The following is a 24,768-nucleotide window of genomic DNA, read 5'->3' as shown; positions in this document are numbered from 1 at the left end:
GACGTTATCGTGCGCGTGTCACGGGCATGTCAATGCGCCTCCTCCCAGTTCAGCCCCGCGCCGACTTCGGCGACCAGCGGCACCTTCAGCGCGGCGACACCGCACATCAGTTCTGGCAGGCGCTTGCGGACTTCGGACAGCTCAGCGTCGGGCACTTCGAGAATCAGTTCGTCGTGCACCTGCATGATCATGCGCGTGCCGATCTTCGAGTCTTCGATCCAGTTCTGCACGGCGATCATCGACATCTTGATCAGGTCGGCCGCGGTGCCCTGCATCGGTGCGTTGATCGCGGCCCGCTCCGCGGCCTGGCGGCGCGGACCGTTGCCGCCGTTGATCTCGGGTAGCCACAGCCGGCGGCCGAACACCGTTTCGACGTAGCCCTTCGCCTTCGCGCTCAAACGCGTCTCGTCCATATAGCGAGCGACACCGGGATAGCGCGCGAAATAGCGGTCGATATACATCTTCGCCGCATCGCGCGTGATGCCGAGATTCGACGCGAGGCCGAACGCGCTCATGCCGTAGATGAGACCAAAGTTGATGACCTTCGCGACCCGCCGCTGATCGCTCGACACTTCGAGCGGCGTCACGTTGAAGATTTCCGATGCGGTGGCGCGGTGAATGTCTTCGCCCTGCGAGAACGCGCGCATCAGCGATTCGTCGCCGGAGATGTGCGCCATGATGCGCAATTCGATCTGCGAGTAATCGGCGGATACGAGCTTGTGCCCCGGCGGCGCGATGAACGCTTCGCGGATGCGCCGGCCTTCGCCGGTACGCACCGGAATGTTCTGCAGGTTCGGATCGTTCGACGCGAGCCGCCCCGTCACCGCGACGGCTTGCGCGTAGTTCGTATGCACGCGGCCGGTTTGCGGATTGACCATGCGCGGCAGCTTGTCGGTATAGGTCGACTTCAGCTTCGACAGGCCGCGATGTTCGAGCAGGATCTTCGGCAGCGGGTAGTCTTCGGCGAGCTTCTGCAGCACTTCTTCGTCGGTGGAAGGTGCGCCGCTCGGCGTTTTCTTGATGACCGGCAGTTCGAGCTTCTCGAAGAAAATCTGGCCGATCTGCTTCGGCGAGCCCAGGTTGAATTCACCGCCAGCCAGTTCGTACGCCTTGCCTTCGAGCTCGATCAGACGCGTGGCGATCTCGCTGCTCTGCTGACGCAGCTTCTCCGCGTCGATCAGCACGCCGGTGCGCTCCATCTTGCGCAGCACGCGCGAAGTCGGAACTTCGATCTCGCGATACACGTGGTCGAGCGACTTCTCCACGGCGATTTGCGGATACAAGGCCTGATGCAACCGCAGCGTGATGTCTGCGTCTTCGGCCGCATATTCGGCGGCTTTGTCCAGCGCGACTTCGTCGAAGCCGATCTGCTGCGCGCCCTTGCCCGCGACCTCTTCATACTTGATCGTCTTCACGCCGAGATGACGCAGCGCGAGGCTGTCCATGTCGTGCGTGCGATGCGATTCGAGCACATACGATTCGAGCAGCGTGTCATGCTCGACGCCGCGCATTTCGATGCCGTAATTGGCGAGCACCTGTTCGTCGTACTTCAGATGCTGACCGACCTTCTTATGGTCCGCGCTTTCGAGCCACGGCTTGAGCTTCGCGAGCACTTCGTCGAGCGGCAGCTGCACCGGCGCGTCGGGGCCGCGATGCGCGAGCGGCACATACGCGGCGCGGCCCGCTTCGACCGACAGCGATAAGCCGACGATCTGCGCGACCATCGGATCGAGCGACGTGGTTTCGGAATCGAACGAAGTTATCTCGGCCGCATTGATCTTGTCCAGCCACGCGTCGAGCTGCTCCCATGTTTGCACGGTCTCGTAGTGGCGCTCGTGATCGACGGACAACGCGGGCGGCACGTCGGTTTCCGGACCTTCGACCGCGTCGGCAATCTCGACTTCGCGCAGCCACGTCTTGAAGCCGTGGCGCGTGAACACCTCGCGCAACTCTTCGCGCGACTCGGGAAGGCTCGGCAAGCTTTCTTCGATCGATACGATGTGGCCGGTCAGATCGCAATGACGCTCGACTGTGACGAGCTTACGCGCCATCGGCAAGAAGTCCAGCGCGCGGCGCAGATTATCGCCGACCGCGCCCTTGATCTCGTTCGCATGCTCGACGATGCCATCTAGCGACTCATATTGCGTCAGCCATTTGACCGCGGTTTTCGGACCGCATTTCTCGACGCCCGGCACGTTGTCGACGGTATCGCCGATCAGCGACAGATAATCGATGATCCGCTCCGGCGGCACACCGAACTTCGCGACCACGCCGTCGCGATCGAGCGTTTCGTTGGTCATCGTATTGACGAGCGTCACGCGGTTCGACACCAGTTGCGCGAGGTCTTTGTCACCGGTCGACACGACCACGTTCATGCCGAGCTTTTCCGCCTCGGTGCACAGCGTGCCGATCACGTCGTCTGCTTCGACACGATCGATCATCAGCAGCGGCCAGCCGAGCGCACGCACCGCGACGTGAATCGGCTCGATCTGACGGGCAAGATCTTCCGGCATCGATGGACGGTTCGCCTTGTACTCCGGATACCAGTCGTCGCGAAACGTTTTGCCCTTGGCGTCGAACACGCACGCGCTATACTCTGCTGTGACTTCCTTGCGCATGCGCCGCAGCATGTTGATCATCCCGTAGAGCGCACCCGTCGGGCCACCCTCGGGACCGCGCAGATCAGGCATCGCATGGTAGGCCCGGTACAGATAACTCGAACCGTCGACCAACAGCAGGGTCTTACCTTCAAGGCTTCGTTCTTCAGGCATTATGACTAAGAGAAAAGTGATTCCGAGTCTGCGATCGCTCGCAGATCAAGAGCGCGCAACGGCCAAAAAAGCCCGCGCATCGTGGCAGATGTTCACGATTATGGCAGAGTTTATCGAGGCGACCGAGTACCTGTCGGAGATTCGACCGGCGGTCAGCATCTACGGTTCGGCGCGCCTGAAACCGAACTCGCCGTACTACAAACTCGCCACGCAGATCGCGCGCAAATTGTCGGATGCTGGCTTCGCGGTGATCTCCGGCGGCGGCCCCGGCATCATGGAAGCGGCCAACAAGGGCGCGCATGCGGGTAAGGCGCCGTCGGTCGGTCTGAACATCGAGTTGCCGCACGAGCAGTCGGGCAACCAGTGGCAGGACATCTCGTTGCGCTTCCGCCATTTCTTCACGCGCAAGGTCACGTTCGTGAAGAACTCGGACGCGGTGATCGTGATGCCCGGCGGCTTCGGCACGCTCGACGAACTGGCCGAAGTACTCACGCTGATCCAGACCAAGAAGTCGCGCCACGTGCCGATCATTCTGGTCGGCGGCGAGTTCTGGGAGGGTCTGCTCGCGTGGTTCAAGAGCTCGCTGATTCCGATGGGTTTGATCAATCCGACGGATATCGATCTGATGCAGGTGATCGACAATCCGGACCAGGTGCTCGAAGCGGTGCTCAAGTTCTACGAAGACCGTGAAGAAGGCGAAGCGCATCCGGTCAAGTCGGACGAAGACCGGATGTTCTACCTGTGATCGCATGACGCTGCGCGCCTCGCAATACGCGTAGCACGATGCATTGCGCACCCATCAGGTCGCGCACATGGCGGGCAGCCTTCCGGCTGCCCGCTTTCGTTTTGCAGGCTTGCCGTTCGGCGCTAACCTCCCCAGCTTGTACCCGAAGCTAGCGATATGAACGACGACCTCACCTCGCCCGAAGCCGCGCTCGCACCCACGCCAACGTTGCGTGAGATCTTCGGCGGCTTTCTCGGGCTCGGCCTCATTTCATTCGGTGGCGCGTTGCCGCTCGCGCGCCGCGCACTCGTCGAGCAACGCCGTTGGCTGACCAGCGACGAATTCACCGACCTGCTCGGCCTCTGTCAATTCCTGCCCGGCGGCAACGTCATCAACCTATCGGTCGCGATCGGCATGCGCTTTCGCGGCGTGCCCGGTGCGCTGGCCGGTTTGCTCGGCTTGATTGCCGGGCCTTCGCTGGTGGTGATCGGGCTCGGCGTGCTGTACGAACACACGCAGAACGATCCGCACGTGCGTCATCTGTTCACGGGGCTCGCCGCGGCGGCTTCGGGCCTGCTGATTTCGATGGCATTCAAGATCGTGCTGCCGTTGCGCAACAAGCCGCTCGCCGCGTTGATCGCCGTGCTCGGCTTCGTCGCGATTGCCGTGCTGCGCTTGCCGCTGCTCCCAACGATGCTCGTGCTCACGCCGCTCAGTATTTATCTTGCGGCAAGGAGCGCGCGATGAACGACACGCTCGTATCCCTCGCGGCGATTTTTAGTCAGCTGTCGCTGCTCGCGTTCGGCGGCGGCAATACGATCCTTCCGGAGATGCAGCGGCAAGTGGTCGACGTGCATCACTGGATGCCGGCCAGCGAATTCAGCGCGCTGTTCGCGCTCGCTCAAGCCGCGCCCGGCCCGAACCTGATGATCGTCACGCTGATCGGCTGGCATGTGGCCGGCTGGGCCGGCATGCTCGTCACGTCGATTGCGAAGTTCGGGCCTTCGTCGCTCGTGACGATCCTCGCGCTGCATGCGTGGGACCGCTTCAAGGACCGCCCGTGGCGCCGCTATGCGCAACTCGGACTCGTGCCGGTGACGGCCGGCCTCGTGGCGGCGAGCGCGGCGCTGATCGCGCGCGCGTCGAATCCGACCGCGATAGGGTGGGCGATTACCGCGTTCACGTCCGTGATGGCGACGAAGACGCGGATTCATCCGTTGTGGCTGTTAGCCGCTGGAAGCCTGATCGGGTTGACCGGGTTCGGGCAGGGTTGAACACGCGAGCGTCACCCTGCCTCGGCCCGAGTTACTGAAACGCGACTTCCGCGAAACTCCGCAGCTTGCGGCTATGCAACCGATGCAGCCCGTTCATGCGCAGCAGTTCCATCGCCTTCACGCCGATCTGCAGATGCTGGTCGACCTGCGCGCGATAGAACTGATCGGCCATGCCCGGCAGCTTCAACTCACCGTGCAGCGGCTTGTCCGACACGCATAGCAGCGTGCCGTAAGGCACCCGGAAGCGAAAGCCGTTCGCGGCGATCGTCGCGCTTTCCATATCGAGCGCGATCGCGCGGCTCTGCGATAGCCGCTGCACCGGCTCGCGATGATCGCGCAGCTCCCAGTTTCGATTGTCGACGCTCGCCACGGTGCCCGTGCGCATCACGCGCTTCAGCTCGACGCCATCGAGTTGCGTGACCTGCGCGACCGCGCGCTCGAGCGCGACCTGCACTTCGGCGAGCGCCGGAATCGGCACCCACAGCGGCAGATCGGCATCGAGCACATGATCTTCGCGCACATAGCCGTGCGCGAGCACGTAGTCGCCGAGACGCTGCGTGTTGCGCAGCCCCGCGCAGTGGCCGAGCATGATCCACGCATGCGGGCGCAGCACCGCGATGTGATCGGTGATGGTCTTCGCATTCGACGGCCCGACCCCGATGTTGACCATCGTGATGCCACTGCCGTCCGCGCGTTTCAGGTGATACGCGGGCATCTGCGGCAGACGCGGCGGCGGCGTGCCCTCCTGCGCCTGCTCGCCGAGATTCTCGTTGTAGGTGACGACGTCACCGGGTTCGACGAACGACGTGTATTCGCTGCGATACGCGCGCAACTCCGCGTCGTCGGTGCGGGCCATCATGGCGCGGCCGAGCTTGACGAATTCGTCGATATAGAACTGGTAGTTCGTGTACAGCACGTAGTTCTGCACATGCGTCGGCGAAGTCGCCGTGTAGTGCTTCAGCCGATGCAGCGAAAAATCGACGCGCGCCGCCGTGAACAATGCGAGCGGATGCGGCTCGCCCGGCAGCGGCTCGTACGTGCCGTTGACGATGCGGTCGTCGAGCAGCGCGAGGTCAGGTGTATCGAAGATGTCGCGCATCAGGAACAGGCGCTCGCGGTCCAGATCGCCTTCGAGGTGGATGCCCTCGGCGAATGCGAAATGAATCGGAATCGGCTGGTCCGATACGCCGACCTCGATCTGCACGTGATGGTTTTTCGCCAGCAGCCGCAATTGCTCGCGATAGTAGTTACCGAACAGGTCTGGTCGCGTGACGGTCGTCTCGAACACGCCCGGCCCCGCGACGAACCCGTACGAGCGGCGCGAATCGATGTGCGTGTTGACGTCGGTACGCACGCGCACGAACGGATAGCAGGCGCGCACACGATGGTCGAACTGCTCGTTGCGGCGGTAGCGCGCGAACGCATCGCGCAGGAACGACGTGTTCGCCTCGTAGATCGCGGCGAGGCGGGTGACGGCTTCGGCCGCGTCGTCGAAGCCTTCGGTAGGGAAGCTGTTGGCGGGAGTCTGCACCGTGCGCTGATTGATATCGTTGTTCATCATCGTTCACCCTTTTTGATGAGACGACATTACCACGGAACCCGCTATTGCCAAATGTCGGCGGCGACGCTTGCAACAGCGCTCGCGAGAACGCGCGCGTGATGTGCGAAAGCGGCGCAAAATAAGGCTTCGCGCCCGAACGCCAGGCCGGATTTGCTAGAATCCGGGCACCCCATTGGAGAATCACCATGAAGCCGCTCCTTCCCATCGCTGTTGCGCTGGCTCTCGCCTTCGGCAACGCCGCGATGGCTGCCCAGCCCGTCGACGAACCGCCGCCCGCCGGCGTGCCCCAGTCCGCCAATGAACGGGCCGGTCTGCCGGACCTCGCCAAGATCAATCGTCCAGCCGCAGAGGTCAGCTCGAAGGTCGACATCAACAACGTTCCGCGCACGCCGAGCTTTCACGAGGTCAGCCCGAACGGCACCGAAATCACTGAATTCCGCGACAAGGGCAAGCCGGTCGAAATCAACGTGCAATCGAATTTCGGCACGCGCTACCAGATGAGCGCGTCGCCCGACACGTCGCCGACCGTTCACGACAGCGGCAAGCCCAGCACCCGCCTGCCGTCGGTGAATCTCCGCTATTGATCGTTACGAAAGCGGCCCGCCGGCAACGGCGGCCGCGGCGTGGTCGTGACCCGGTTACACCCGATCGCGGCCGCGGCGCGATGAACTTGCGCTGAATGCGGCGACGCGTACATTTCGCCGTTCCGCACTCGTCGCGCGCTGCACCCCATTCGCTTGTCTCACCTCGCACTGGCCGCACAGCGCCAGCCCGAACAACCTGATCCGACGTTTCCGCATGGCCGTCTTCACCGCTGTCAACGAATCCCAACTCGCAGAATGGATGAGTCACTACGATCTCGGCGATGTCGTCGAGTTTCGCGGCATTTCGTCCGGCATTGAAAACAGCAACTTCTTTCTGACGACGACGCGCGGCGAATACGTGCTGACCATTTTCGAGAAGCTGACAGCTGAACAACTGCCGTTCTATCTGGACCTGATGCGGCATCTTGCCGCGCATCGCGTGCCGGTGCCGGATCCGATGCCGCGCCTCGACGGCGCGCTGTTCGGCATCCTGCTCGGCAAACCCGCGACGATCGTGACGAAGCTCGAAGGCGCGCCCGAACTCGCGCCGGGCGTCGAGCACTGCGCCGAGGTCGGCCACATGCTCGCGCGCATGCACCTGGCGGGCCGCGACTATCCGCGTTATCAGCCGAACCTGCGCAGCCTGCCGTGGTGGCGCGAGACCGTGCCGACGATCCTGCCGTATCTCGAAGGCGAGCAGCGCGATCTGCTGGCGTCCGAGCTTGCGCATCAGGAGGCGTTCTTCGCCTCCGCAGATTACGCGGCCATGCCCTCGGGTCCGTGCCACGCCGATCTGTTCCGCGACAACGCGATGTTCGCGCACGCGGCGCCCGAGACCGGCCACGAAGTGCGGCTCGGCGGTTTCTTCGATTTCTATTTCGCCGGCTGCGACAAGTGGCTATTCGACGTCGCGGTCACGGTCAACGACTGGTGCGTCGACCTCGCGACCGGCAAGCTCGACTCCGAACGCACCGAGGCGCTGTTGCGCGCGTATCAGACGGTGCGGCCGTTCACCGTCGAGGAAAACCATCACTGGGGCGACATGCTGCGTGCGGGTGCATTCCGTTTCTGGGTCTCGCGCCTGTATGATTTTCATTTACCGCGCGCGGCCGAACTGCTGAAGCCGCACGACCCCGGTCATTTCGAACGCATTCTGCGCGAGCGCCTGCTGGGCGTCGCGAATCCAGGCATCCATACCCCATGCAACTGATCGAAGTCCCCGCGAAAACCGGCTACGTGTGGTTCCGCCAGGGCATCTGGCTGTTCCGCAAGAATCCGCTCGCTTTCCTGACGCTGTTCTTCACCTATTTGCTGGTGATGACGCTCGTGTCGCAGATTCCGGTGGTCGGCGGCGTGTTGCCGCTGTTGTTCATTCCGGGTGTCGCGGTCGGCTTCATGGCCGCGTGCCGCAACACGATCGCGGGCAAACCGGTGTTTCCGACCATTCTCGTCGACGGCTTTCATTCGTATGGCCCGGTGGTTGCGCGGCGGTTGCTCGTGCTCGGCGCGCTGTATGTGATCGCGATGGCGCTCGTGCTGGCCGGCTCGGCGCTCGCCGACGGCGGCATGCTGCTGAAGGTGATGCTCGGCAACGCGTCGATGGATGAAAACGCAATCGCCAACAGCAATATCCCGCTCGCGGTGATCACCGCGCTCGCGTTCTACGTGCCGGTCGCGATGCTGTTCTGGTTCTCGCCGATCCTCGCCGCCTGGCATGACGTGCCGCCCGTCAAAGCGATGTTCTTCAGCGTCGTCAGTTGCTGGCGCAATCGCGGCGCTTTCATCGTGTTTGCGGCGCTGTGGTTCGCAGTCGCAACGGTCGTGTCGATCGGGCTGTCCGCGCTGATGCAGGCGCTCGGCGCGGCGGACTTCGCGTTTGCGATCCTGATGCCCGCGACGATGATCGTGACGACCATGCTGTACTGCTCGTTCTACGCGACCTATCGCGGCTGCTTCGGCGTGCAGACGCCGCAAACGCCGGATCTGCCGACCACGCCGGCGGCCTGATCCGTCGTTCCCGCGCGGGTGCCGTTCTGGCGCCCGCGCATTGCGTGTTACGCATCTCCCCGACGTCTCTGTCGGAACACCTGCTCCCAACGCCCGGCATTCTGAATCGATTTGCGGCACAATGGTTTGTGTGCAATCCATTTGCACGCTTTTTTTTGCCGAGGTGGATCATGACCCAGCGCCCCGCTCTCCCCTTCACGCTCGACGAGCAACTGTGCTTCGCGCTCTACTCGACCTCCCTTGCGATGACGAAAGCGTACAAGCCGCTGCTCGAAAGGCTCGGACTCACGTATCCACAATATCTGGCGATGCTCGTGCTGTGGGAAACCGACGACGTCACCGTCAAGGACATGGCCACGCGTCTGAATCTCGACCCGGCGACGGTCACGCCGCTGCTCAAGCGCCTCGAAGCGCAGGGACTCGTGGAGCGCGCGCGGGGCACCGACGATGAGCGCCTCGTCTACATTCGCTTGACCGGCGCGGGCAAAGCGCTCAAGCGTCAGGCGCGCGACGTGCCCGGCGAGATCCTCTGCGCGACGCAGCAGTCGCCGGACTTCCTGCTGCGTCTGCGCGACGACCTCACCCGCCTGCGCACGACGCTCAACGACTTTATGGACCAGTAGTGCGATAACTGAAACGGACTAGTTCCGGTTTAACCGCAAAATTAATTTGCACACAAATGATTTGTGTACTATCTTACTCACATGCCGCTTCGCTAGCACTTCGCCAGACCGGCGAACCGGCAGCCAGCGGCAAACATGCCAACTTCGACACCCAAAACAAGGAGCTGCACCATGAACATCCTCTACAAGGCAAGCGCAACGAGCACCGGTGGCCGCGACGGCCGCGCCGTATCGTCGGACAATGCATTGGAAGTGAAGCTGGCCGCGCCGCGTGAGCTCGGCGGGAATGGCGCGGCAGGCACGAACCCTGAACAGCTGTTCGCGGCCGGCTACTCGGCCTGTTTCCTGAGCGCCATGAAGTTCGTCGCCGGCCAGCGCAAGCAGGCCCTGCCGGCCGACACGCAGGTTTCCGCCGACGTCGGCATCGGCCCGAACGACAAGGGCGGCTTCGCGCTCGACATCGATCTGCGTATCTCGCTGCCGGGCCTCGCTGCGGACGCAGCGAAGGAACTGGTCGATGCGGCACACCAGGTCTGCCCGTACTCGAACGCTACGCGTAACAACGTCGCGGTTCGTCTGCACGTCGCTTGAGGTGAGGTCGGCCGTCGCGCCGATCAGCACCGCCAGGGAAGAACCGCTGCCGGCGCATTACCCGGCGCCGTCGCGAGCAGCGCCCGCACCCTGCACAATAGGGACGGGCGCTGATCATTCTGGCGCGTGCGGCACGCTATGTGCGATGCCGGTCGTCAACCACCTTCATTCCGACCGCTCTTCCCGATGACACGCGCCCGCCGCCTGCACGACAGTTTCGACGCCGGCCTCGTCTGGTTTCGCCGCGATCTGCGCAGCACCGACCATGCCGCGCTGTACTACGCGCTCAAGCATTGCGAGCGCGTCTGGTGCGTGTTCGTGTTCGACACGACGATCCTGCAGCCAATCGTCGATGCCTGGCAGACGCGCCACCCAGGCGAGCCGGTGCGGGATCGCCGCATCGACTTCATTCTCGCGTCACTGGCTGAACTCGACGACGCGTTGCGCGCGCTCGGCGGCGGCCTCGTCGTGCTATACGGCGATCCGGCCGAGCTGGTGCCGAAGCTCGCGGCGGAGTTGCGCGTCGCTGCGGTGTTCGCGAATCACGACTATGAGCCAGTGGCGATCGAACGCGACGCGACAGTCGGCGAGCGTCTCGAGGATGCGGGCCGGCAGTGGCTAACGTTCAAGGACCAGACGATTTTCGAGCGCGACGAGCTGCTGAACGGCCAGGGCAAGCCGTTCGCGGTCTTCACGCCGTACAGGAACGCGTGGTTCAAGCGATTGAACGGGTTCGATCTCAAGCCCTACCCGGTGGAGACCTACACGAAGCATCTGGCGGCGCTGCCGCGCGAGCTCGATCGTCGCTTGCCCACGCTCGATCACCTCGGCTTCGCGCCGAGCAACCTGACGGACTTGCAACTGCCCGCCGGCATGAGCGGCGCGCAACAGTTGCTCGATGATTTTCTGACGCGCATCGATAGCTACGCGGACAGGCGTGATTTCCCCGCCGGCAAGGGGCCGAGCTATCTGTCGGTGCACCTGCGCTTCGGCACGATATCGATCCGCACACTCGCACGGCTCGCGTACGAGATGTCGCTGCAACCCGACGGCAAAGGCGCGGCAACGTGGTTGTCGGAACTGATCTGGCGGGACTTCTACTTCATGGTCCTGGCGCACCATCCGCGCATCGCGAAAGGCGCGCCGTTCAAACCGGAATACGAGCATTTGCGCTGGGAAAAAGGTCCCTCGGCCGACGCAGCGTTCGCCGCCTGGTGCGACGGCCGCACCGGCTATCCGCTCGTGGATGCCGCGATGCTGCAGTTGAACCGGACCGGCTATATGCACAACCGCCTGCGGATGGTCACGGCGAGCTTCCTCGCGAAAGATCTCGGCATCGACTGGCGTCTCGGCGAGCGCTACTTCGCCGATCTGCTGAACGACTTCGATTTCTCGGCGAACAACGGCGGCTGGCAGTGGGCCGCCTCGACCGGCTGCGACGCGCAACCTTACTTCCGTATTTTCAATCCGGTCACGCAATCCGAAAAATTCGACCCCGACGGACGCTTTATCAAACGATATCTACCCCAGCTCGCCAAGTTGCCGGCAAAATGGATTCACGCGCCGTGGCTGGCAGGTGCGGAGCGGCTCGCGGAGTTCGGCGTGGTGCTAGGCGGAAATTATCCCGAGCCGATCGTCGATCACGCACAAGCCCGCGAGCGCACACTGGCCCGATACGGAAAGTGAGTGCCTGCTCACATCGTTGAATAAGAACGTCTGGAGGGGGTGAAGATGCGCCGTCTGCCGTCGCTGCTCGTGTTTCTGATTTTGACGCTGGCGGCCGGCTGGGCCGCGAGTCTGTCGCTGCCGGATGCGTGGTACACGGGCCTGCAAAAGCCCGTGTTCAATCCGCCGAACTGGGTTTTCCCGCCCGTGTGGACCGTGCTTTACGTGCTGATGGCGTTTTCCGCCTGGCGCGTGTGGAAGCGCGACGGCCCGAGCGCGGCGATCGTACTGTGGGTCGTGCAGTTGCTGTTCAACGCAGCATGGATGTGGCTGTTTTTCGGCCTGCATCGGCCGCAGATAGCACTGATCGACATCCTGATCTTGCTGCTGCTGATCGTGATGCTAACGTATGTGTTCTGGCGACGCGATCGCCTCGCGGGCATTGTGCTCGTGCCGTACGTCGTGTGGGTCGCGTATGCGGCCCTTCTGAACTACGCGTTGTGGCAGCTGAATCCGGCTGCTTAGCCGTAGTGCTGGCTCATCCACGACGGCGCACGCAGGTTCGATTCCTGATCGAGCTTGCGCATACGGAATTCGAGGTCGTAGAGATCGGTCGCTTCGGCCAGATAAGCGTCAGCACGCTCTTTTGCGAGCTGGTCCGGCGACTTGGTCAAAAAGAGGAACAGGCGGCTGAGCAGATACATGGTTCACCTCGGCAATGATAGCTAGGCGTTTGCGCCTAAGGGATAACCCGTATGATAGGGAAAACCCTGAGTTCGCGCTACTGTTCATTTTCGAGGTGTTGCTCGGACGTCACCGCCCAGCCGAAGACGCCGCGAATCCTTCCGCGATGCGGCCTGCGTCCGTGCGACGCTGGTGCCGGAAAAACTCCCACAACATAGCGCTCGCGTCCGGGCCCTTGGACGAATGGAACGGCAGCGCATCGTCGCCGCCGGCCCATGCGTGACCGAGCCCTTGCACGCGACACACCCGCACCACGCGCCGCCCGCCGCGCAGATAATCGCGCACCACGACGCCATTTTTGCGGTCTTCGCGCGTCTCGCCGGCTTTGCGCGCGCCGTTTGCGTCGATGAGGCGGTTCAGGCGCACGAACTGTGTCGCCAACTGGTCGGCGTTGACCGGCGTGACCACATGGTCGGCGTCGCCATGGATGATCAATGCCGGCATGCCCGGGTACTGCGCGACGTTCGTCGTTTCGTCGACGAGTTCGACCGGCTCCCGACGCGCGCCACGCCGCATGACGTCCATCGCGGTAATGCCGGAGCGGGCTTCGCCGAACGCGGGGCCGGAATGCAGCGCGACAGCGGCGAAATGCTGCGGATACTTGACGGCCAACAGCGCCGTCAGCCCCGCGCCCGCCGAAATCCCCGCCACGTACACACGCTCGCGGTCAAAGCCGTGCTGCTCGACCAGCGCATCCACCAGCGAGACGACCGCGCGCGCTTCCGCGCCGCCCGCGTTGTCGCCGGCGTCGTACCAATGCCAGCAGCGGTGCGAGTGCGCGTGCTTCGATTGTTCGGGGTACACGACCGCGAAGCCGTAGCGATCGGCGAGCAGGTTCATCCGCGTGCCTTCGGCGAACTCGTCGATCGACTGCGTGCAGCCGTGCAGCATCACGACGAGCGGCATCGCCTCGTGCGCGTGCCCGGACGGTATATAGAGCCCGTACTGCAAATGATTGACCAGCCGGCCCGGCGCGGCCGGCGCGGAATGGAACGAGCGCGTCCACGCGCCGCTCGCCCATGCGGCCGCCCGGGGACGCACGCGCGACTCGCGCGGCGCTTCGCGTTTCGCGGGCTTGCGCAGCGCGGCAGTCGGCTTCAGTGGATGAGCCTTGCTCGACGGTTTGGTGGTAGCGGCGCGAGCCGGTCGCGCCTGTACTCGCTTGGCGGTTTTTTGCGCGTGTTCGGTTTGGATCGCGAGCAGGCGCTTGAAACCGCGCAGCCAGATTTTCGACAGGCTTTTTGCCATCGGCGATAGCCTCGCAAAAGGGACAAAAACGGACCCCAGATACTGCGGATCAGATGAAGTTGTGCAATGCACAATAACATCATTTTTCCTGCGTTGCTGAACGTCGGCGCCGGTCTTCGTGCCCATTTCAGTCACCGCGAACCTTGCCTGCGGCCTGTCGTCAAACTGCGTCGATAGCTGTTCGGCAGCCCACACTTCGGCGCGCAAATGCGCCGTGCGCCGCGAGACCGTTCGCGCGACACCCGACTATACTGGCGGTTGATTTCCCGACGTGTCGATCCTGGCCGCAGCGGCGTTCCGCGCCGGCAGCGCGCCGATTTCCACCAACCCGATTTCACGCGACCCCGTCGCGCTTCGCCCATGCCCGATTTACCGATCCACCTGTGGTATTCGATCACTAGCCTCGGCGGCGCCGGCTTGACGCTGCCGCTCGCGTTCGCCATAGCGCTGTGGTTGGCGGTCGGCTACTCGTGGCGCCTCGCGGCCTGCTGGCTCGCACTGCTGGGTACGGCGATCGGCGTCGTGACCGTGACCAAGCTCGCCTTCCTCGGGTGGGGCGTCGGCGTGCGCGAACTCGATTTCACCGGCGTCAGCGGTCACTCCATGCTGTCCACGGCCGTCTATCCGGTCGCGCTATTTTTGATGCTATTGCCTGCGCGCCGCGCCATCCGGGTGCTGGGTGTGCTTGCAGGGCTTGCCGCCGGCCTGGCGGTGGGCTTGTCGCGCGTCGTGCTGAGCGCGCATTCGCCGTCCGAAGCGGTGACTGGCTGCCTCGTCGGCGCGCTTGCCGCGCTCGCGTTCGTGCGAATCGCGTGGAATGCGGAAGCGGACCGGCTGTCGGCGCTGCCGGTGGCCGTCAGCATGATGGTGCTCGCACTGCTGATGCATGGCGTGCACGTGCCCACGCAGCGCTGGGTCACGCATATCGCGCTGAAGGTGTCCGGCCACGACCGGCCGTTCATTCGCGCGACATGGCGGTCCACCCGCATCATTCGGCCATCGGCCGCGCCGCTGTCGCAAACTCGCAATACGCTCGAGCCGATGCGCGCGTCGGACATCTGAACGCTGCGCCGGCCCTTCCGGCGCGTTTTCGAGCTTCCTTTTACAGCTTCGTAACAGTTCGCTTGCGCTCGCGCTATGCGCGAAGCGCAACACCGAATCGATCGTTTCGCCCACCGCTATAACCGCGCATATATTACGATAGAGTTTTTAAGCCGCTGCTTCTCGTTCACGTCAGACTCCAGAGCCTACATGACCCTCTTTCGCCATCTGAAGCAGTACGCGCTGTGCGTCGCAGCCGCTGCCTCCGTCGTGGTCAGCGCGAATGCGCACGCCGATGAACTGGTGGTCTCGGCCGCCGCCAGTCTGACCAATGCGTTCAAGGCGGTCGGCGACGCGTTCGAGCAGCAGCATCCGGGCATCAAGGTTCTGCTGAACTTCGGCGCGTCCGACGTGCTGATGCAACAGATCGTCAAAGGCGCGCCCGCCGACGTTTTCGCGTCCGCCGATCAGAAGGCAATGGACAAGGCCACCGCAGAAAAGGTGATCGTGCCGGCGACGCGGCGCGACTTCGCCGCCAACTCGCTGGTGCTGATCGTACCGGCCGACAGTCATCTCGCTCCCGCCAACCTGAAGGCGCTGACGACCGCGAACGTCAAGCGCGTCGCATTCGGCGATCCGGCCTCGGTGCCGGTCGGCCGCTACACGCAGGGCGCGCTGCAGGCCGCGGGCGTGTGGGACGCGGTCAACGCGAAGGCGGTGCTTGCGTCGAACGTGCGTCAGAGCCTCGATTACGTCGCGCGCGGCGAAGTCGACGCCGGCTTCGTGTTCGGCACCGACGCCGCGATCATGCCCGACAAGGTCAAGGTCGCGATGAGCCTGCCGACGCAAACGCCGATCACCTATCCGATCGCGCAGGTCGAAGGCAGCCATCACACAGCCGACGCTCAGGCATTTATCGACTTCGTGCTGTCGCCGGCCGGCCAGGCGGTGCTCGCGAAGTACGGCTTCAGGCCGGCGCATTGATTCACACGGAGAGCACACGCTCATGGAACAGGCCTGGGTTCCGCTGCTGCTGTCGCTGAAGGTGGCGGGCTGGGCCACCGCGCTCAATCTCGTGCTCGGCGTCGCGGTGGCGCTCGGTCTGTCGCGCTGGCGCTCCGGCGCGCGCGACGTGATTGATTCGCTGCTGATGCTGCCGCTCGTGCTGCCGCCTACCGTGCTCGGCTACTACCTGCTAGTGCTGCTCGGCCGACGCGGCGTGATCGGCGCGTGGCTCGACCGCTTCGACATCCAGCTCGTCTTCACGTGGCAGGGTGCGGTGATCGCGTCGACGGTGGTCGCGTTTCCGCTGGTGCTGAAGTCGGCGCGCGCCGCCTTTGAAGGCGTCGATCCGCAGCTGGAGCACGCGGCGCGCACGCTCGGGATCAGCGAGCCCGCGGTGTTTTTCCGCGTGACGCTGCCGCTCGCCGCGCGCGGCATCCTCGCCGGCGGCCTGCTCGCGTTCGCGCGCGCGCTCGGCGAATTCGGCGCGACGCTGATGGTCGCGGGCAATCTGCCGGGCCGCACGCAGACACTGTCGGTCGCGGTCTATTCGGCGGTGCAGGCCGGCGACGACAGCACCGCCAACTTCCTCGTGCTCGTGACCTCGGTCGCGTGCGTGACGATCCTGCTGCTCGCGGGACGCCTCGTGCCGCAGCACACGCTTCTGAGAGCCCGCTGACATGCCGCTCAACGTCGCCATCCGCAAGACCTTCGAGACCGCCGAGCGGCGCTTCACGCTCGACATCGCGTTCAGCGCGAACACGCAACGGCTCGTGCTGTTCGGACCGTCGGGCGCGGGTAAAAGCCTGACGTTGCAGGCGATCGCCGGCTTGCTGCGTCCCGATGAAGGGATCATCACCCTGTACGGCACCACCTTGTTCGATAGCGCGGTCGGTATCGATCAGAAGCCGCAGGCGCGCAAGATCGCGTATCTGTTTCAGGACTACGCGCTGTTTCCGCATCTGAACGTGCGGCAAAACATCGGCTTCGGGCTACACCAGGGCTGGCTCAATCCGCGCGCGCGCGGCGCGCACACGGAGGTCGATTACTGGCTCGACGCGCTCGAATTGAGGGGCGTGGCGGGCAATCATCCGGCGCAACTGTCGGGCGGGCAGAAGCAGCGGGTCGCGCTCGCGCGCGCGCTCATTTCGCAGCCGCGCCTGCTGCTGCTCGACGAGCCGTTTTCCGCACTGGATAGCCAGTTGCGCCAGCGCATGCGGCGCGAGCTATCGGACCTGCAAACGCGGCTCGACATTCCGATGGTGCTGATCACGCACGATCCCGACGACGTCGCCGCATTCGGCGATCAGGTCGTGCAGATCAGCGACGGCCGCGTGCTCGAGGATCATCCTTTTCCCGGGTATGCGCGCAGCGAGGCGTCACCTCGTTGAGCGGGCGGCCTGGCGTCCTCGCTTCGAGGCTTGGCTTGCGCCTCCACTACGCCCCGGCAACCCTCAATCCTTCACGCCGAGTATCACGCTCGACGCCTTGAACACGGCGACCGCACTCGCGCCTTCCTGCAAACCGAGCGTGTCGACGCTGCCATTGGTGACGATCGCGGTGACAACCGCGCCGCCTTCGAGCCCGAGCGACACTTCCGCGTTCACCGCGCCGCGCTTCACGCTCTGCACGGTGCCGCGCAACTGATTGCGCGCCGACAGCTTCAACGGCGCATCGCCATCGCCGTCACCCGCAACGAGCAGCACGACCCACGACGCCTTGATCAGCGCAAACGCCGCCACGCCGACCGCGAGCCCGAGCGCTTCGGTGCTCTCGTGCGTGAGCACCGCGACGATCGTGTGGCCGCCGGGCAGCGCGAGCGACACCTCGTCGTTGACGGTGCCGCGCTCGATCGCCGACACCGTGCCGTAGAACTGATTGCGCGCGCTCGTCTTCACGCCGATGCGGCCGATCAGGTCCCAGTCCGTCGCGAAGCCTTCGCCGATCGCCGCGCCGGCGCGTTCGAGAAAGCGCCGATGCTCGCGCTCGACCGCGCGAAAAGTGTCGATCAGCTTCATCGCGCGCGGCGTCAGCGTCGTGCCGCCGCCGCCCTTGCCGCCGGTCAGACGCACGACGAGCGGCTCGCCGGCGAGGTTGTTCATCGTGTCGATGGCATCCCACGCGCCTTTGTAGCTGATGCCGACCGCCTTCGCCGCGCTCGTGATCGAGCCGGTCTCGCCAATCGCTGCGAGCAGCGCGATACGGGCCGCGCCGCCGAGCGTCTGCGTGCCGGCTTGAAACCAGACGGAGCCGCCGAGTTCGAGAGCGTCGCGCGGAGGATCGGGGCGGTCGGTGGTCATGACGGACAGTAGTCGAGCGTACGTGGTCGGGGCGGAAAATCATTATAGCGACGCGCTCTTGCGCCGCTGGCCGCTGCGCTCGCGGCTCACCACGGCACGACTCTGCCGAGGTAGTCGAGGTAATGCAAACCGGTGCGGCCTTCGTAAGCGTCGATCGTGCTGACCAGGTTCGGGATGCTTTCGTCGATGCTCAGACGCGCGTCCGGGCCGCCCAGGTCGGTTCGCACCCAGCCGGGCGCCATCAGCAGCAGGGTTTTGGTGTCGCTTCGATGACGCGCGGCAAAGCTGCGCATGAACATGTTGAGCGCGGCCTTGCTGCCGCGATAGACCTCGTAGTTGCCGTTCTCGTTGTTGGCGACGCTGCCCTGCCCCGACGACATCACGCCGATCGTGCCGCTCGGCCGAACGAGATCCTGCAGCGCCTCGACGACCCGCATCGGACTCAACGCGTTGGTCACCATCACGCGCACGAATTCGTCGGTCGATACATCCGCGATCGTTTCGCGATCGTCGTTCTTGACGCCGGCATTGACGAAGAGCATGTCGATCGGGCGTCCTTCGAGGCGGCCGCGCAGCGCGGCGACCTGTTCGGGAATCGTGATGTCGACCGTTTCGACTTCGAGCGCCGCAGGTGACGCCTTCGCAAGCTGAAGGAGCCGGCTCGTGGAATTTTGCCTGCCGGTGGCGATGACTCGCCAGCCGCGTTTCAGGTACTCCTCGACCATTGCGAAGCCGAGGCCGCGCGAGGCGCCGATCAGAAGCACGGTTTTTTGTTCGGTTGCGGGTTGCATGGAGCGTTTCCTGTCGATGGAATCGGGTTGAAACTGGTCAACGAAACATAGTCACGCGTGACACGGCGCGGAAGATGCAATGCTTGCACTTATCGACCGTGAATCGTCGACAATGAGCAAACGCCCGAATCAGGAGACCGCCCGATGCCACTCTCTGATCACTACTGGTTCCCGGCTAAACGCTATGGCTGGGGCTGGGGCTTTCCCGTGCGCTGGCAAGGATGGGTGACGCTGCTCGCGTATCTCGTGTTGCTCGGGGTGGTCGCTTTCCGCTTTCATCCCGCGGGTCATCCGCTCATGTTCGCGTTGCTGGTCGCACTATTAACCGCGGCTCTCGCGCTCGTGTGCTGGCTGAAGGGCGAGCCGCCACGCTGGCGGTGGGGTAAGGACTAGCCAGCCCGCTCGGCCACGCCAGCACCCGCGTCTTCAGCCGGGCATGCAGGTGCTCGGCTTAAGGGTTCATTCGGTTTCGCTGTCGTCGGTGTCGGCATTGGAGCTGATTTCGTGCCGCATCGCCGCGCCTGCAAGCAGGCTCCCCTGCATCGGCGCAGCCTCCTTGCGCTCGCTGTACCGATCGGTCAGATAGTCGGAACGGTCCCGCACCAGCAGCGTGAACTTGAACAGCTCTTCCATCACATCGACCACGCGGTCATAGTAGGACGAGGGCTTCATCCGGCCATCGGAATCGAACTCCTGGTATGCCTTCGCGACCGACGACTGATTGGGGATGGTCACCATCCGCATCCAGCGGCCAAGCACGCGCAGCGCGTTGACCGCATTGAACGATTGCGAACCTCCGCACACCTGCATCACAGCCAGCGTGCGGCCTTGGGTCGGCCGTATTCCCGCGCTTTCGAGCGGCAGCCAGTCGATCTGATTCTTGAATACGGCCGTGAGATTGCCGTGGCGCTCCGGGCTGCACCAAACCTGCCCCTCCGACCATTCGGACAGCTTGCGCAGTTCGACGATTTTCGGATGGTCTGCCGGGACACTATCGGCGAGCGGCAAGCCGTGCGGGTCGAATACCCGAGTTTCAGCGCCGAAATGCCGGAGGATGCGCTCGGCTTCGAGCGTCAGCAACCGGCTATACGACGTTGCTCGCAGCGAACCATACAGCAGCAGGATGCGTGGCGGATGCGCCGAAATCGTCACGGGTGCCAGCTTGTCCGCGTCCGGTATGTCGAGGTGCAAAGGGCTGGCGTTCGGCAGGTCACTCATCACGGTCCGTTTCTCCCCAAAGCGGGCGCGACTTTTCGCTGCCCTGATTCGTACCATCCTTGCGAACGCTTCACGACGCCCACGACGAGCAGCATCACCGGGACCTCGATCAGGACGCCGACCACGGTCGCGAGCGCGGCACCCGAATGAAAACCGAACAGGCTGATCGCCGTGGCCACCGCGAGTTCGAAAAAGTTGCTCGCGCCAATCAGACTCGACGGGCCAGCGACGCAATGCGCGACGCCCAACTGGCGGTTGAGCAGGTAGGCCAGTCCCGAGTTCAGAAACACCTGGATCAGGATTGGCACGGCGAGCATCGCGATTACCAGCGGCTGCTCGAGGATCTGTTGACCCTGAAACGCAAACAGCAGGATCAGCGTCAGGAGCAAAGCGCAGATGGACCAGGGACCGAGACTGGCAACGACGCTACGGAAATGCTCTTCGCCCTTTCGAAGCAGGCGGTGGCGCAGCAGTTGCGCGAGGATGACCGGGAACACGATATACAGGCCAACCGAAGCAATCAGTGTGTCCCACGGCACCGTAATCGCGGACAGCCCCAGCAGCAACGCGACGAGTGGCGCGAACGCTACGGCCATGATCGAATCGTTCAGCGCGACCTGCGACAGCGTGAAATACGGATCGCCCTTGCACAACTGCGACCACACGAAAACCATCGCCGTGCACGGCGCGGCCGCGAGCAGAATGAGACCCGCGACGTAGCTGTCGAGTTGCTCGTCAGGCAGCCACGGCCTGAACACGTGACGAATGAACACCCAGCCCAGCACGGCCATAGAGAACGGTTTGACGAGCCAGTTGACCGCGAGCGTGACACCGATGCCGCGCCATTGGCTGCGGACCTGCTTCATCGCCGAGAAGTCGATCTTGATGAGCATCGGGATGATCATCACCCAGATCAGCGCGCCGACCGGGAGGTTCACGTGCACGACTTCCATGCGCCCGAGCACCTGAAACACGTTGGGCGAGATCTGGCCGAGTATCACGCCTGCCACGATGCACAACGCGACCCACACTGTCAGATAGCGCTCGAAGAAGCCGATAGCTGGGCGCGCGGCTGCACGAGCGTCAGCGCGACTCATTGGTTTCCTCTGCCGGACGCTCGCCGATCGCACGCATTTCGCGCTCGATCGTGTCGTGGCTGAGCGCATGCAGCGGCAGGTTCACGAACTGGTTCACGCGGTTCATGATCTGTCGATAGACCTTGTCGAAAACCTGGCGCTTCTCGTCGTCGGTTCCGTGGCAGGCTGCGGGATCTTCAAAGCCCCAGTGTGCGCTGACCGGCTCGCCGGGCCAGATCGGGCAGACCTCGCCCGCAGCCTGATCGCATACGGTAATGACGAAGTCCATCCGCGGCGCGCCGGGCGTGGCGAACTCGTCCCAGCTCTTGCTGCGCATCTTCGCGGTGTCGTAGCCAAGCGCCGCGCATTTCTCGATCGCGAACGGATTCACTGCGCCGGACGGATGGCTGCCCGCGCTGTACGCGCGAAACTGGCCTTTGCCGAGCACGTTGCACAGCGCCTCAGCCATGATGCTGCGGGCGCTGTTGCCAGTGCAGAGAATCAGCACGGAATACGGTTTGCCGCTCACGTGCGGCTCCTAAATGAAATGCTTGTCTGCGACGGAGCGCAGCAGGCTGCCGCGGGTTCGTTCGCTGCCAATGCCTGGGTATGAGACTGTCCATAGATCGGAGCCGATTCGAGCGTCCGGAAGGTTTCCCAGGCCACGCCCTGCGGATCGACTGTCCATGCCTTGTCCGACTTCGCGTAACAGCATGTCGTGCCGCTCTGGTGCTGCACGGGAACTTCAGCGGCGGCGAAACGCGCGTTCATCTCTGCCAGTTCCTCGTCGGTTTCGACCTGGATGCCGATGTGATCGACGCCAGGCTTCGCCCCGCGTTGCGAGATCGCGAAGTTCACGACCGGGTCGCTCAACTCCCACTTGCAGTAATCGCTCTTGATGACCGCCGGCTCGACGTTGCCGAACATCGCGCTGTAGAAGCGGATGCTGTCGGCAAGATTGTCGACAGCCACGTGAATGTGCATGCGTTTCATGTTTCGTCCGGGCAGCAGTTGGGAAGGTGGCTGGCGGCACACGAGGTACCGGAGCAGCAGTTCTCTGTGAGGAAGCCGATCAGCGACGTCATCGCGTCGAAGTTCGCGGTGTAGATGACGAAGCGCCCTTCCTGCCGCGGATTCACCAGTGCGGCGTGGGTCAGGTCTTTCAGGTGGAATGAAAGGCCGGAAGGCGAAATGCCCAATTGCTGCGCTATTTCGCCAGCCGCCATGCCTTTGGGACCGGCAACGACGAGCTGGCGAAAGATCGCGAGACGGGATTCGTGAGCGAGCGCGCCGAGCGCGCGTACGGCATTGATCGTGTCCATGAAGACACTATAGCCACTCCATCTCTACATTTCAACATTTGTTGAAATGTAGAGATCAGGGCGCTAGTCGGGACGGCTCGCGTACTGCGCAATCCCATTCCCAAACGACCAGTTCTCCTTCTCGACCTCGACGAGATTGATGAACACATCCTCGGGCCGCACGCCGGGCGACTTCCCGAGTTCATCGACGATGCGCCGGTACAGCGCCTTCTTCTGCTCGACCGAGCGCGTGTTGCTGACGGTCAGCTGGATCACGACGAGATCGTCGCCGCGCTCGATATTCTGGTATTGCCGGTCGTAGACCATGTTGTCGGCCGTGTGCTCCGTGATCAGCATGAACATGTCGTCCTTCGGCACGTTGAACGTGTCCACCAGCGAGCGTTGAATACCGGCGGTCAGCGCATGGCGATAGTCGGCCGGCTTGCCGGCGCGCAGTGAGATTCGGGTGAGCGGCATGATGGGTTCCTTGTTGCGGTGTTGGAATGAACACAGCTTAGGCGCGCTCGATCATAATAAACAGATATCCATGCCTATTTCATCCATTTCCATCCGAAATGAAAGTCCTCGATCTCGATGCCGTGCGGGCCTTCGTGCTGGTCGCCGATCTGCGCAGCTTCACGCGCGCCGCGGACGCGCTCGACACCACGCAATCGGCCGTCAGCCTGAAATTGAAGCGACTGGAGGCGCACCTTGACAAGCAGTTGCTGGAGCGCACGCCGCGCGTCGTGCGTCTGTCCGCCGACGGCCAGGCGTTTCTCGGCGCCGCGCGCGAGTTGCTGAACGCGCACGAGCGCGCGCTCGGCGCGCTGTCGGTGGAGCGGCGGCGGCTCGTGCTCGGGCTGAGCGAGCACGTCGCTGGGCCCGATCTGCCGCACCTGCTAGGCCGGCTCAACGCGCACGATCCGGGTCTGGTGGTCGAGCTGCATATGGGCACGTCGGCGGCGCTGCTCGCGCAGTTCGACGAACGCCGGCTCGATGCGGCGATCGTCCGCTACGGCGCCGACGAACCGCCGCGCGACGACGCGCAGACGCTGTTCAGCGAACCGCTCGGCTGGCTGGCGACGCCGACATGGCTACCGCGACTCGATGAGCCGCTGGCGCTCGCGTTATTGAGCCCGCCGTGCAACGTGCGCGACGTCGCGTTGCGCACGCTCACAGCGGCGGGGGTCGCATGGCAGGAGGTGTTTGTGGGGGGTGGTGTCGCGGCGGTGGGCGCGGCCGTGGCCGCCGGGCTCGCCGTGTCGCCGCTCGCGCGCCGGGTTGCGCCGCGCGGATTGATCGACGTCGGCGCGCGGCTCGGCCTGCCTGCGCTACCGGAATCGCGTGTAACGCTGCATTCCCGCGTGCGCGAGGCTCGCTCGGCGGAAACGCTGCGGCTGCTCGCAAACGGCCTCGCCGCGGCGTGACACGTCGACCGATGCCACACCGCGCGGCACCGCTCGAAGGAGTCTCAGTGGATGATCGGCGGCAGGGAACCGCTGCTGGCGGTCGCCGGATTGGGCACCGAGCCCATCGGCGCGATGCCGCTAACGTTTGCGGACGTGTCCGGCGAAGTCTGCGTAGCGGGCCTGATCGGATTCGCACGGGAAACCGCCGGCTGGGCCGCAACCTTGTCCACATGCGGACGCGCGGTGTGAACTGCCGCGAAATCGGCGCGCACGACCTTGCCCTGAGCCGGCTTTGCGTGCGCCAGTTGCACATGCGGCTGCGCTTGCTGCGCGGCCCGCGCGGTCACGGTGGCGTGCGACCGGTTCCGGCTCGACGCCGCGGCTTCCACGCCGCCGCCATGCGCCGCGACGTTGCCGCCGTGGCTCGCGCCGGCCGATGCGACGCGAGGCGCCGCGTGCCGGACACTGGCAGCCTGCTGCGCATGCGCACCGGCCTTGGACTTGACGCCACTCCGCGTGCCCGCCTTCACCTTCACCTTCGTCGCCTCAGGCTTTTTCCGCGCGTGCGCCTGCCTGACAACGTGTCCGCTCGCCTCCGGCGGATTCCATACTTCCGCATAACCGGCGGCCAACGCCACCTGCGACACACACCACACGGCCAGCGCCGCTGTCACTGCTCGAACCCGCATCTGCTGCTCTCCTGATCGACGACTGCCCAAACGAGCCGGGATTATATTCTCTTGCAAAAATCCATTTATGGACTAATATCATTGAAAAGTACACATAGGGACTTACCCGAAATGGCTCACGCTGCCCGAATTTCCTCGCCCGAGGCGTC

At 64.1% G+C, this 24,768-nt stretch carries 29 protein-coding genes; 16 read left to right on the top strand and 13 right to left on the bottom strand.

All coding sequences use genetic code 11. The features are described 5' to 3' along the window. Positions 1-29 precede the first annotated feature (29 nt). On the bottom strand, positions 30-2,771 hold the full coding sequence (polA, locus tag ACLFKU_RS08950) for a DNA polymerase I (protein ID WP_410848813.1): 2,742 nt from the start codon (positions 2,769-2,771) through the stop codon (positions 30-32). Position 2,772: 1 nt separating this feature from the next. Here polA and ACLFKU_RS08945 point away from each other — a divergent pair, with 1 nt between their 5' ends. From ACLFKU_RS08945 to ACLFKU_RS08935, 3 genes are all read left to right on the top strand, one after another. After that, positions 2,773-3,516, top strand: a complete 744-nt coding sequence (locus ACLFKU_RS08945) for a TIGR00730 family Rossman fold protein (RefSeq protein ID WP_368584119.1) — start codon at positions 2,773-2,775, stop codon at positions 3,514-3,516. 156 nt (positions 3,517-3,672) lie between these two features. After that, complete coding sequence (locus ACLFKU_RS08940) at positions 3,673-4,242, top strand: chromate transporter (RefSeq protein ID WP_410848812.1); 570 nt, start codon at positions 3,673-3,675, stop codon at positions 4,240-4,242. Next, positions 4,239-4,769, top strand: a complete 531-nt coding sequence (locus tag ACLFKU_RS08935; protein ID WP_410848811.1) for a chromate transporter — start codon at positions 4,239-4,241, stop codon at positions 4,767-4,769. Before ACLFKU_RS08940 ends, ACLFKU_RS08935 begins: the two co-directional genes overlap by 4 nt. A 31-nt stretch (positions 4,770-4,800) precedes the next feature. Here the strand turns inward: ACLFKU_RS08935 and ACLFKU_RS08930 are convergent, their stop codons facing one another. After that, positions 4,801-6,327: an AMP nucleosidase gene (locus tag ACLFKU_RS08930; protein ID WP_368584187.1), complete on the bottom strand. Its 1,527-nt coding sequence runs from the start codon at positions 6,325-6,327 to the stop codon at positions 4,801-4,803. A gap of 188 nt (positions 6,328-6,515) precedes the next feature. Here ACLFKU_RS08930 and ACLFKU_RS08925 point away from each other — a divergent pair, with 188 nt between their 5' ends. From ACLFKU_RS08925 to ACLFKU_RS08895, 7 genes are all read left to right on the top strand, one after another. Further along, positions 6,516-6,914, top strand: coding sequence for a hypothetical protein (locus ACLFKU_RS08925; RefSeq protein ID WP_013092991.1), 399 nt, complete (start codon positions 6,516-6,518; stop codon positions 6,912-6,914). Between the two features lie 214 nt (positions 6,915-7,128). Then, positions 7,129-8,124 carry a homoserine kinase gene (locus ACLFKU_RS08920; RefSeq protein WP_410848810.1) on the top strand — a complete coding sequence of 332 codons (996 nt, stop codon included), beginning with the start codon at positions 7,129-7,131 and terminating at the stop codon, positions 8,122-8,124. Beyond that, positions 8,115-8,921: a BPSS1780 family membrane protein gene (locus ACLFKU_RS08915; RefSeq protein ID WP_368584122.1), complete on the top strand. Its 807-nt coding sequence runs from the start codon at positions 8,115-8,117 to the stop codon at positions 8,919-8,921. Before ACLFKU_RS08920 ends, ACLFKU_RS08915 begins: the two co-directional genes overlap by 10 nt. Positions 8,922-9,091: 170 nt before the next feature. Beyond that, positions 9,092-9,544 (top strand): MarR family winged helix-turn-helix transcriptional regulator, encoded by a 453-nt coding sequence (locus tag ACLFKU_RS08910; protein WP_368584123.1) that lies wholly within the window; start codon positions 9,092-9,094, stop codon positions 9,542-9,544. 171 nt (positions 9,545-9,715) lie between these two features. Beyond that, on the top strand, positions 9,716-10,135 hold the full coding sequence (locus ACLFKU_RS08905; protein ID WP_368584124.1) for an organic hydroperoxide resistance protein: 420 nt from the start codon (positions 9,716-9,718) through the stop codon (positions 10,133-10,135). Between the two features lie 186 nt (positions 10,136-10,321). Then, a complete protein-coding gene (locus ACLFKU_RS08900; protein ID WP_410848809.1) occupies positions 10,322-11,821 on the top strand; it encodes a cryptochrome/photolyase family protein in 1,500 nt (499 codons plus the stop codon). A gap of 45 nt (positions 11,822-11,866) precedes the next feature. Further along, a complete protein-coding gene (locus ACLFKU_RS08895; RefSeq protein WP_368584126.1) occupies positions 11,867-12,325 on the top strand; it encodes a TspO/MBR family protein in 459 nt (152 codons plus the stop codon). On the opposite strand, the gene ACLFKU_RS08890 is transcribed toward ACLFKU_RS08895, so the two are convergent. Together ACLFKU_RS08890 and ACLFKU_RS08885 are read right to left on the bottom strand one after the other, a co-directional pair. Then, positions 12,322-12,504: a DUF3563 family protein gene (locus ACLFKU_RS08890; RefSeq protein WP_176378905.1), complete on the bottom strand. Its 183-nt coding sequence runs from the start codon at positions 12,502-12,504 to the stop codon at positions 12,322-12,324. The two genes, ACLFKU_RS08895 and ACLFKU_RS08890, sit on opposite strands and share 4 nt — an antisense overlap. A gap of 109 nt (positions 12,505-12,613) precedes the next feature. Beyond that, positions 12,614-13,792: a PHB depolymerase family esterase gene (locus ACLFKU_RS08885; protein WP_410848808.1), complete on the bottom strand. Its 1,179-nt coding sequence runs from the start codon at positions 13,790-13,792 to the stop codon at positions 12,614-12,616. A gap of 360 nt (positions 13,793-14,152) precedes the next feature. Between ACLFKU_RS08885 and ACLFKU_RS08880 the strand changes: the two genes are divergently transcribed. The 4 genes from ACLFKU_RS08880 (at position 14,153) to ACLFKU_RS08865 (ending at position 17,226) form a co-directional block, all read left to right on the top strand. Then, positions 14,153-14,854 carry a phosphatase PAP2 family protein gene (locus ACLFKU_RS08880; protein WP_368584128.1) on the top strand — a complete coding sequence of 234 codons (702 nt, stop codon included), beginning with the start codon at positions 14,153-14,155 and terminating at the stop codon, positions 14,852-14,854. A 189-nt stretch (positions 14,855-15,043) separates the two neighbouring features. After that, complete coding sequence (gene modA, locus ACLFKU_RS08875; protein ID WP_410848807.1) at positions 15,044-15,817, top strand: molybdate ABC transporter substrate-binding protein; 774 nt, start codon at positions 15,044-15,046, stop codon at positions 15,815-15,817. A 22-nt stretch (positions 15,818-15,839) separates the two neighbouring features. Beyond that, positions 15,840-16,514, top strand: a complete 675-nt coding sequence (gene modB / locus ACLFKU_RS08870; RefSeq protein ID WP_410848806.1) for a molybdate ABC transporter permease subunit — start codon at positions 15,840-15,842, stop codon at positions 16,512-16,514. Between the two features lies 1 nt (position 16,515). Next, positions 16,516-17,226 carry a sulfate/molybdate ABC transporter ATP-binding protein gene (locus ACLFKU_RS08865; protein WP_410848805.1) on the top strand — a complete coding sequence of 237 codons (711 nt, stop codon included), beginning with the start codon at positions 16,516-16,518 and terminating at the stop codon, positions 17,224-17,226. Between the two features lie 63 nt (positions 17,227-17,289). On the opposite strand, the gene ACLFKU_RS08860 is transcribed toward ACLFKU_RS08865, so the two are convergent. Both ACLFKU_RS08860 and ACLFKU_RS08855 read right to left on the bottom strand, forming a co-directional pair. Then, positions 17,290-18,135, bottom strand: coding sequence for a TOBE domain-containing protein (locus tag ACLFKU_RS08860; protein ID WP_410848804.1), 846 nt, complete (start codon positions 18,133-18,135; stop codon positions 17,290-17,292). An 86-nt stretch (positions 18,136-18,221) separates the two neighbouring features. Continuing rightward, the gene (locus tag ACLFKU_RS08855) at positions 18,222-18,926 is read right to left on the bottom strand and encodes an SDR family NAD(P)-dependent oxidoreductase (protein ID WP_368584133.1); all 705 of its coding nucleotides are present in this window, start codon (positions 18,924-18,926) and stop codon (positions 18,222-18,224) included. 144 nt (positions 18,927-19,070) lie between these two features. On the opposite strand from ACLFKU_RS08855, the gene ACLFKU_RS08850 reads away from it, so the two are divergent. Then, positions 19,071-19,319 (top strand): hypothetical protein, encoded by a 249-nt coding sequence (locus ACLFKU_RS08850; protein WP_410848803.1) that lies wholly within the window; start codon positions 19,071-19,073, stop codon positions 19,317-19,319. Between the two features lie 66 nt (positions 19,320-19,385). On the opposite strand, the gene arsH is transcribed toward ACLFKU_RS08850, so the two are convergent. The 6 genes from arsH to ACLFKU_RS08820 all read right to left on the bottom strand — a co-directional run bounded on the left by arsH (position 19,386) and on the right by ACLFKU_RS08820 (position 22,998). Then, positions 19,386-20,147, bottom strand: coding sequence for an arsenical resistance protein ArsH (gene arsH / locus ACLFKU_RS08845; RefSeq protein ID WP_410848802.1), 762 nt, complete (start codon positions 20,145-20,147; stop codon positions 19,386-19,388). Further along, positions 20,144-21,241 carry an ACR3 family arsenite efflux transporter gene (arsB, locus tag ACLFKU_RS08840; protein ID WP_410848801.1) on the bottom strand — a complete coding sequence of 366 codons (1,098 nt, stop codon included), beginning with the start codon at positions 21,239-21,241 and terminating at the stop codon, positions 20,144-20,146. The genes arsH and arsB overlap by 4 nt, the downstream gene beginning before the upstream one ends. After that, positions 21,228-21,749: an arsenate reductase ArsC gene (locus ACLFKU_RS08835; protein WP_410848800.1), complete on the bottom strand. Its 522-nt coding sequence runs from the start codon at positions 21,747-21,749 to the stop codon at positions 21,228-21,230. Before ACLFKU_RS08835 ends, arsB begins: the two co-directional genes overlap by 14 nt. Continuing rightward, positions 21,746-22,213: an ArsI/CadI family heavy metal resistance metalloenzyme gene (locus ACLFKU_RS08830; protein WP_410848799.1), complete on the bottom strand. Its 468-nt coding sequence runs from the start codon at positions 22,211-22,213 to the stop codon at positions 21,746-21,748. The genes ACLFKU_RS08835 and ACLFKU_RS08830 overlap by 4 nt, the downstream gene beginning before the upstream one ends. Further along, entirely contained in the window at positions 22,210-22,542 is a 333-nt protein-coding gene (locus ACLFKU_RS08825; protein ID WP_410848798.1) for an ArsR/SmtB family transcription factor, read from the bottom strand. Before ACLFKU_RS08825 ends, ACLFKU_RS08830 begins: the two co-directional genes overlap by 4 nt. 63 nt (positions 22,543-22,605) lie before the next feature. Beyond that, a complete protein-coding gene (locus tag ACLFKU_RS08820; protein ID WP_410848797.1) occupies positions 22,606-22,998 on the bottom strand; it encodes a tautomerase family protein in 393 nt (130 codons plus the stop codon). Between the two features lie 98 nt (positions 22,999-23,096). On the opposite strand from ACLFKU_RS08820, the gene ACLFKU_RS08815 reads away from it, so the two are divergent. After that, positions 23,097-23,948: a LysR family transcriptional regulator gene (locus ACLFKU_RS08815; protein ID WP_410848796.1), complete on the top strand. Its 852-nt coding sequence runs from the start codon at positions 23,097-23,099 to the stop codon at positions 23,946-23,948. Positions 23,949-23,992: 44 nt separating this feature from the next. Here the strand turns inward: ACLFKU_RS08815 and ACLFKU_RS08810 are convergent, their stop codons facing one another. Further along, positions 23,993-24,619: a hypothetical protein gene (locus ACLFKU_RS08810; protein WP_410848795.1), complete on the bottom strand. Its 627-nt coding sequence runs from the start codon at positions 24,617-24,619 to the stop codon at positions 23,993-23,995. Positions 24,620-24,768: the final 149 nt, after the last annotated feature.

The sequence above is a fragment of the Paraburkholderia sp. EG304 genome (assembly GCF_046543485.1).
Lineage (GTDB): Bacteria > Pseudomonadota > Gammaproteobacteria > Burkholderiales > Burkholderiaceae > Paraburkholderia > Paraburkholderia youngii.
Note: the sequence above shows the minus strand (reverse complement) of the source record. Positions and strands in the feature narration are given on the sequence as shown.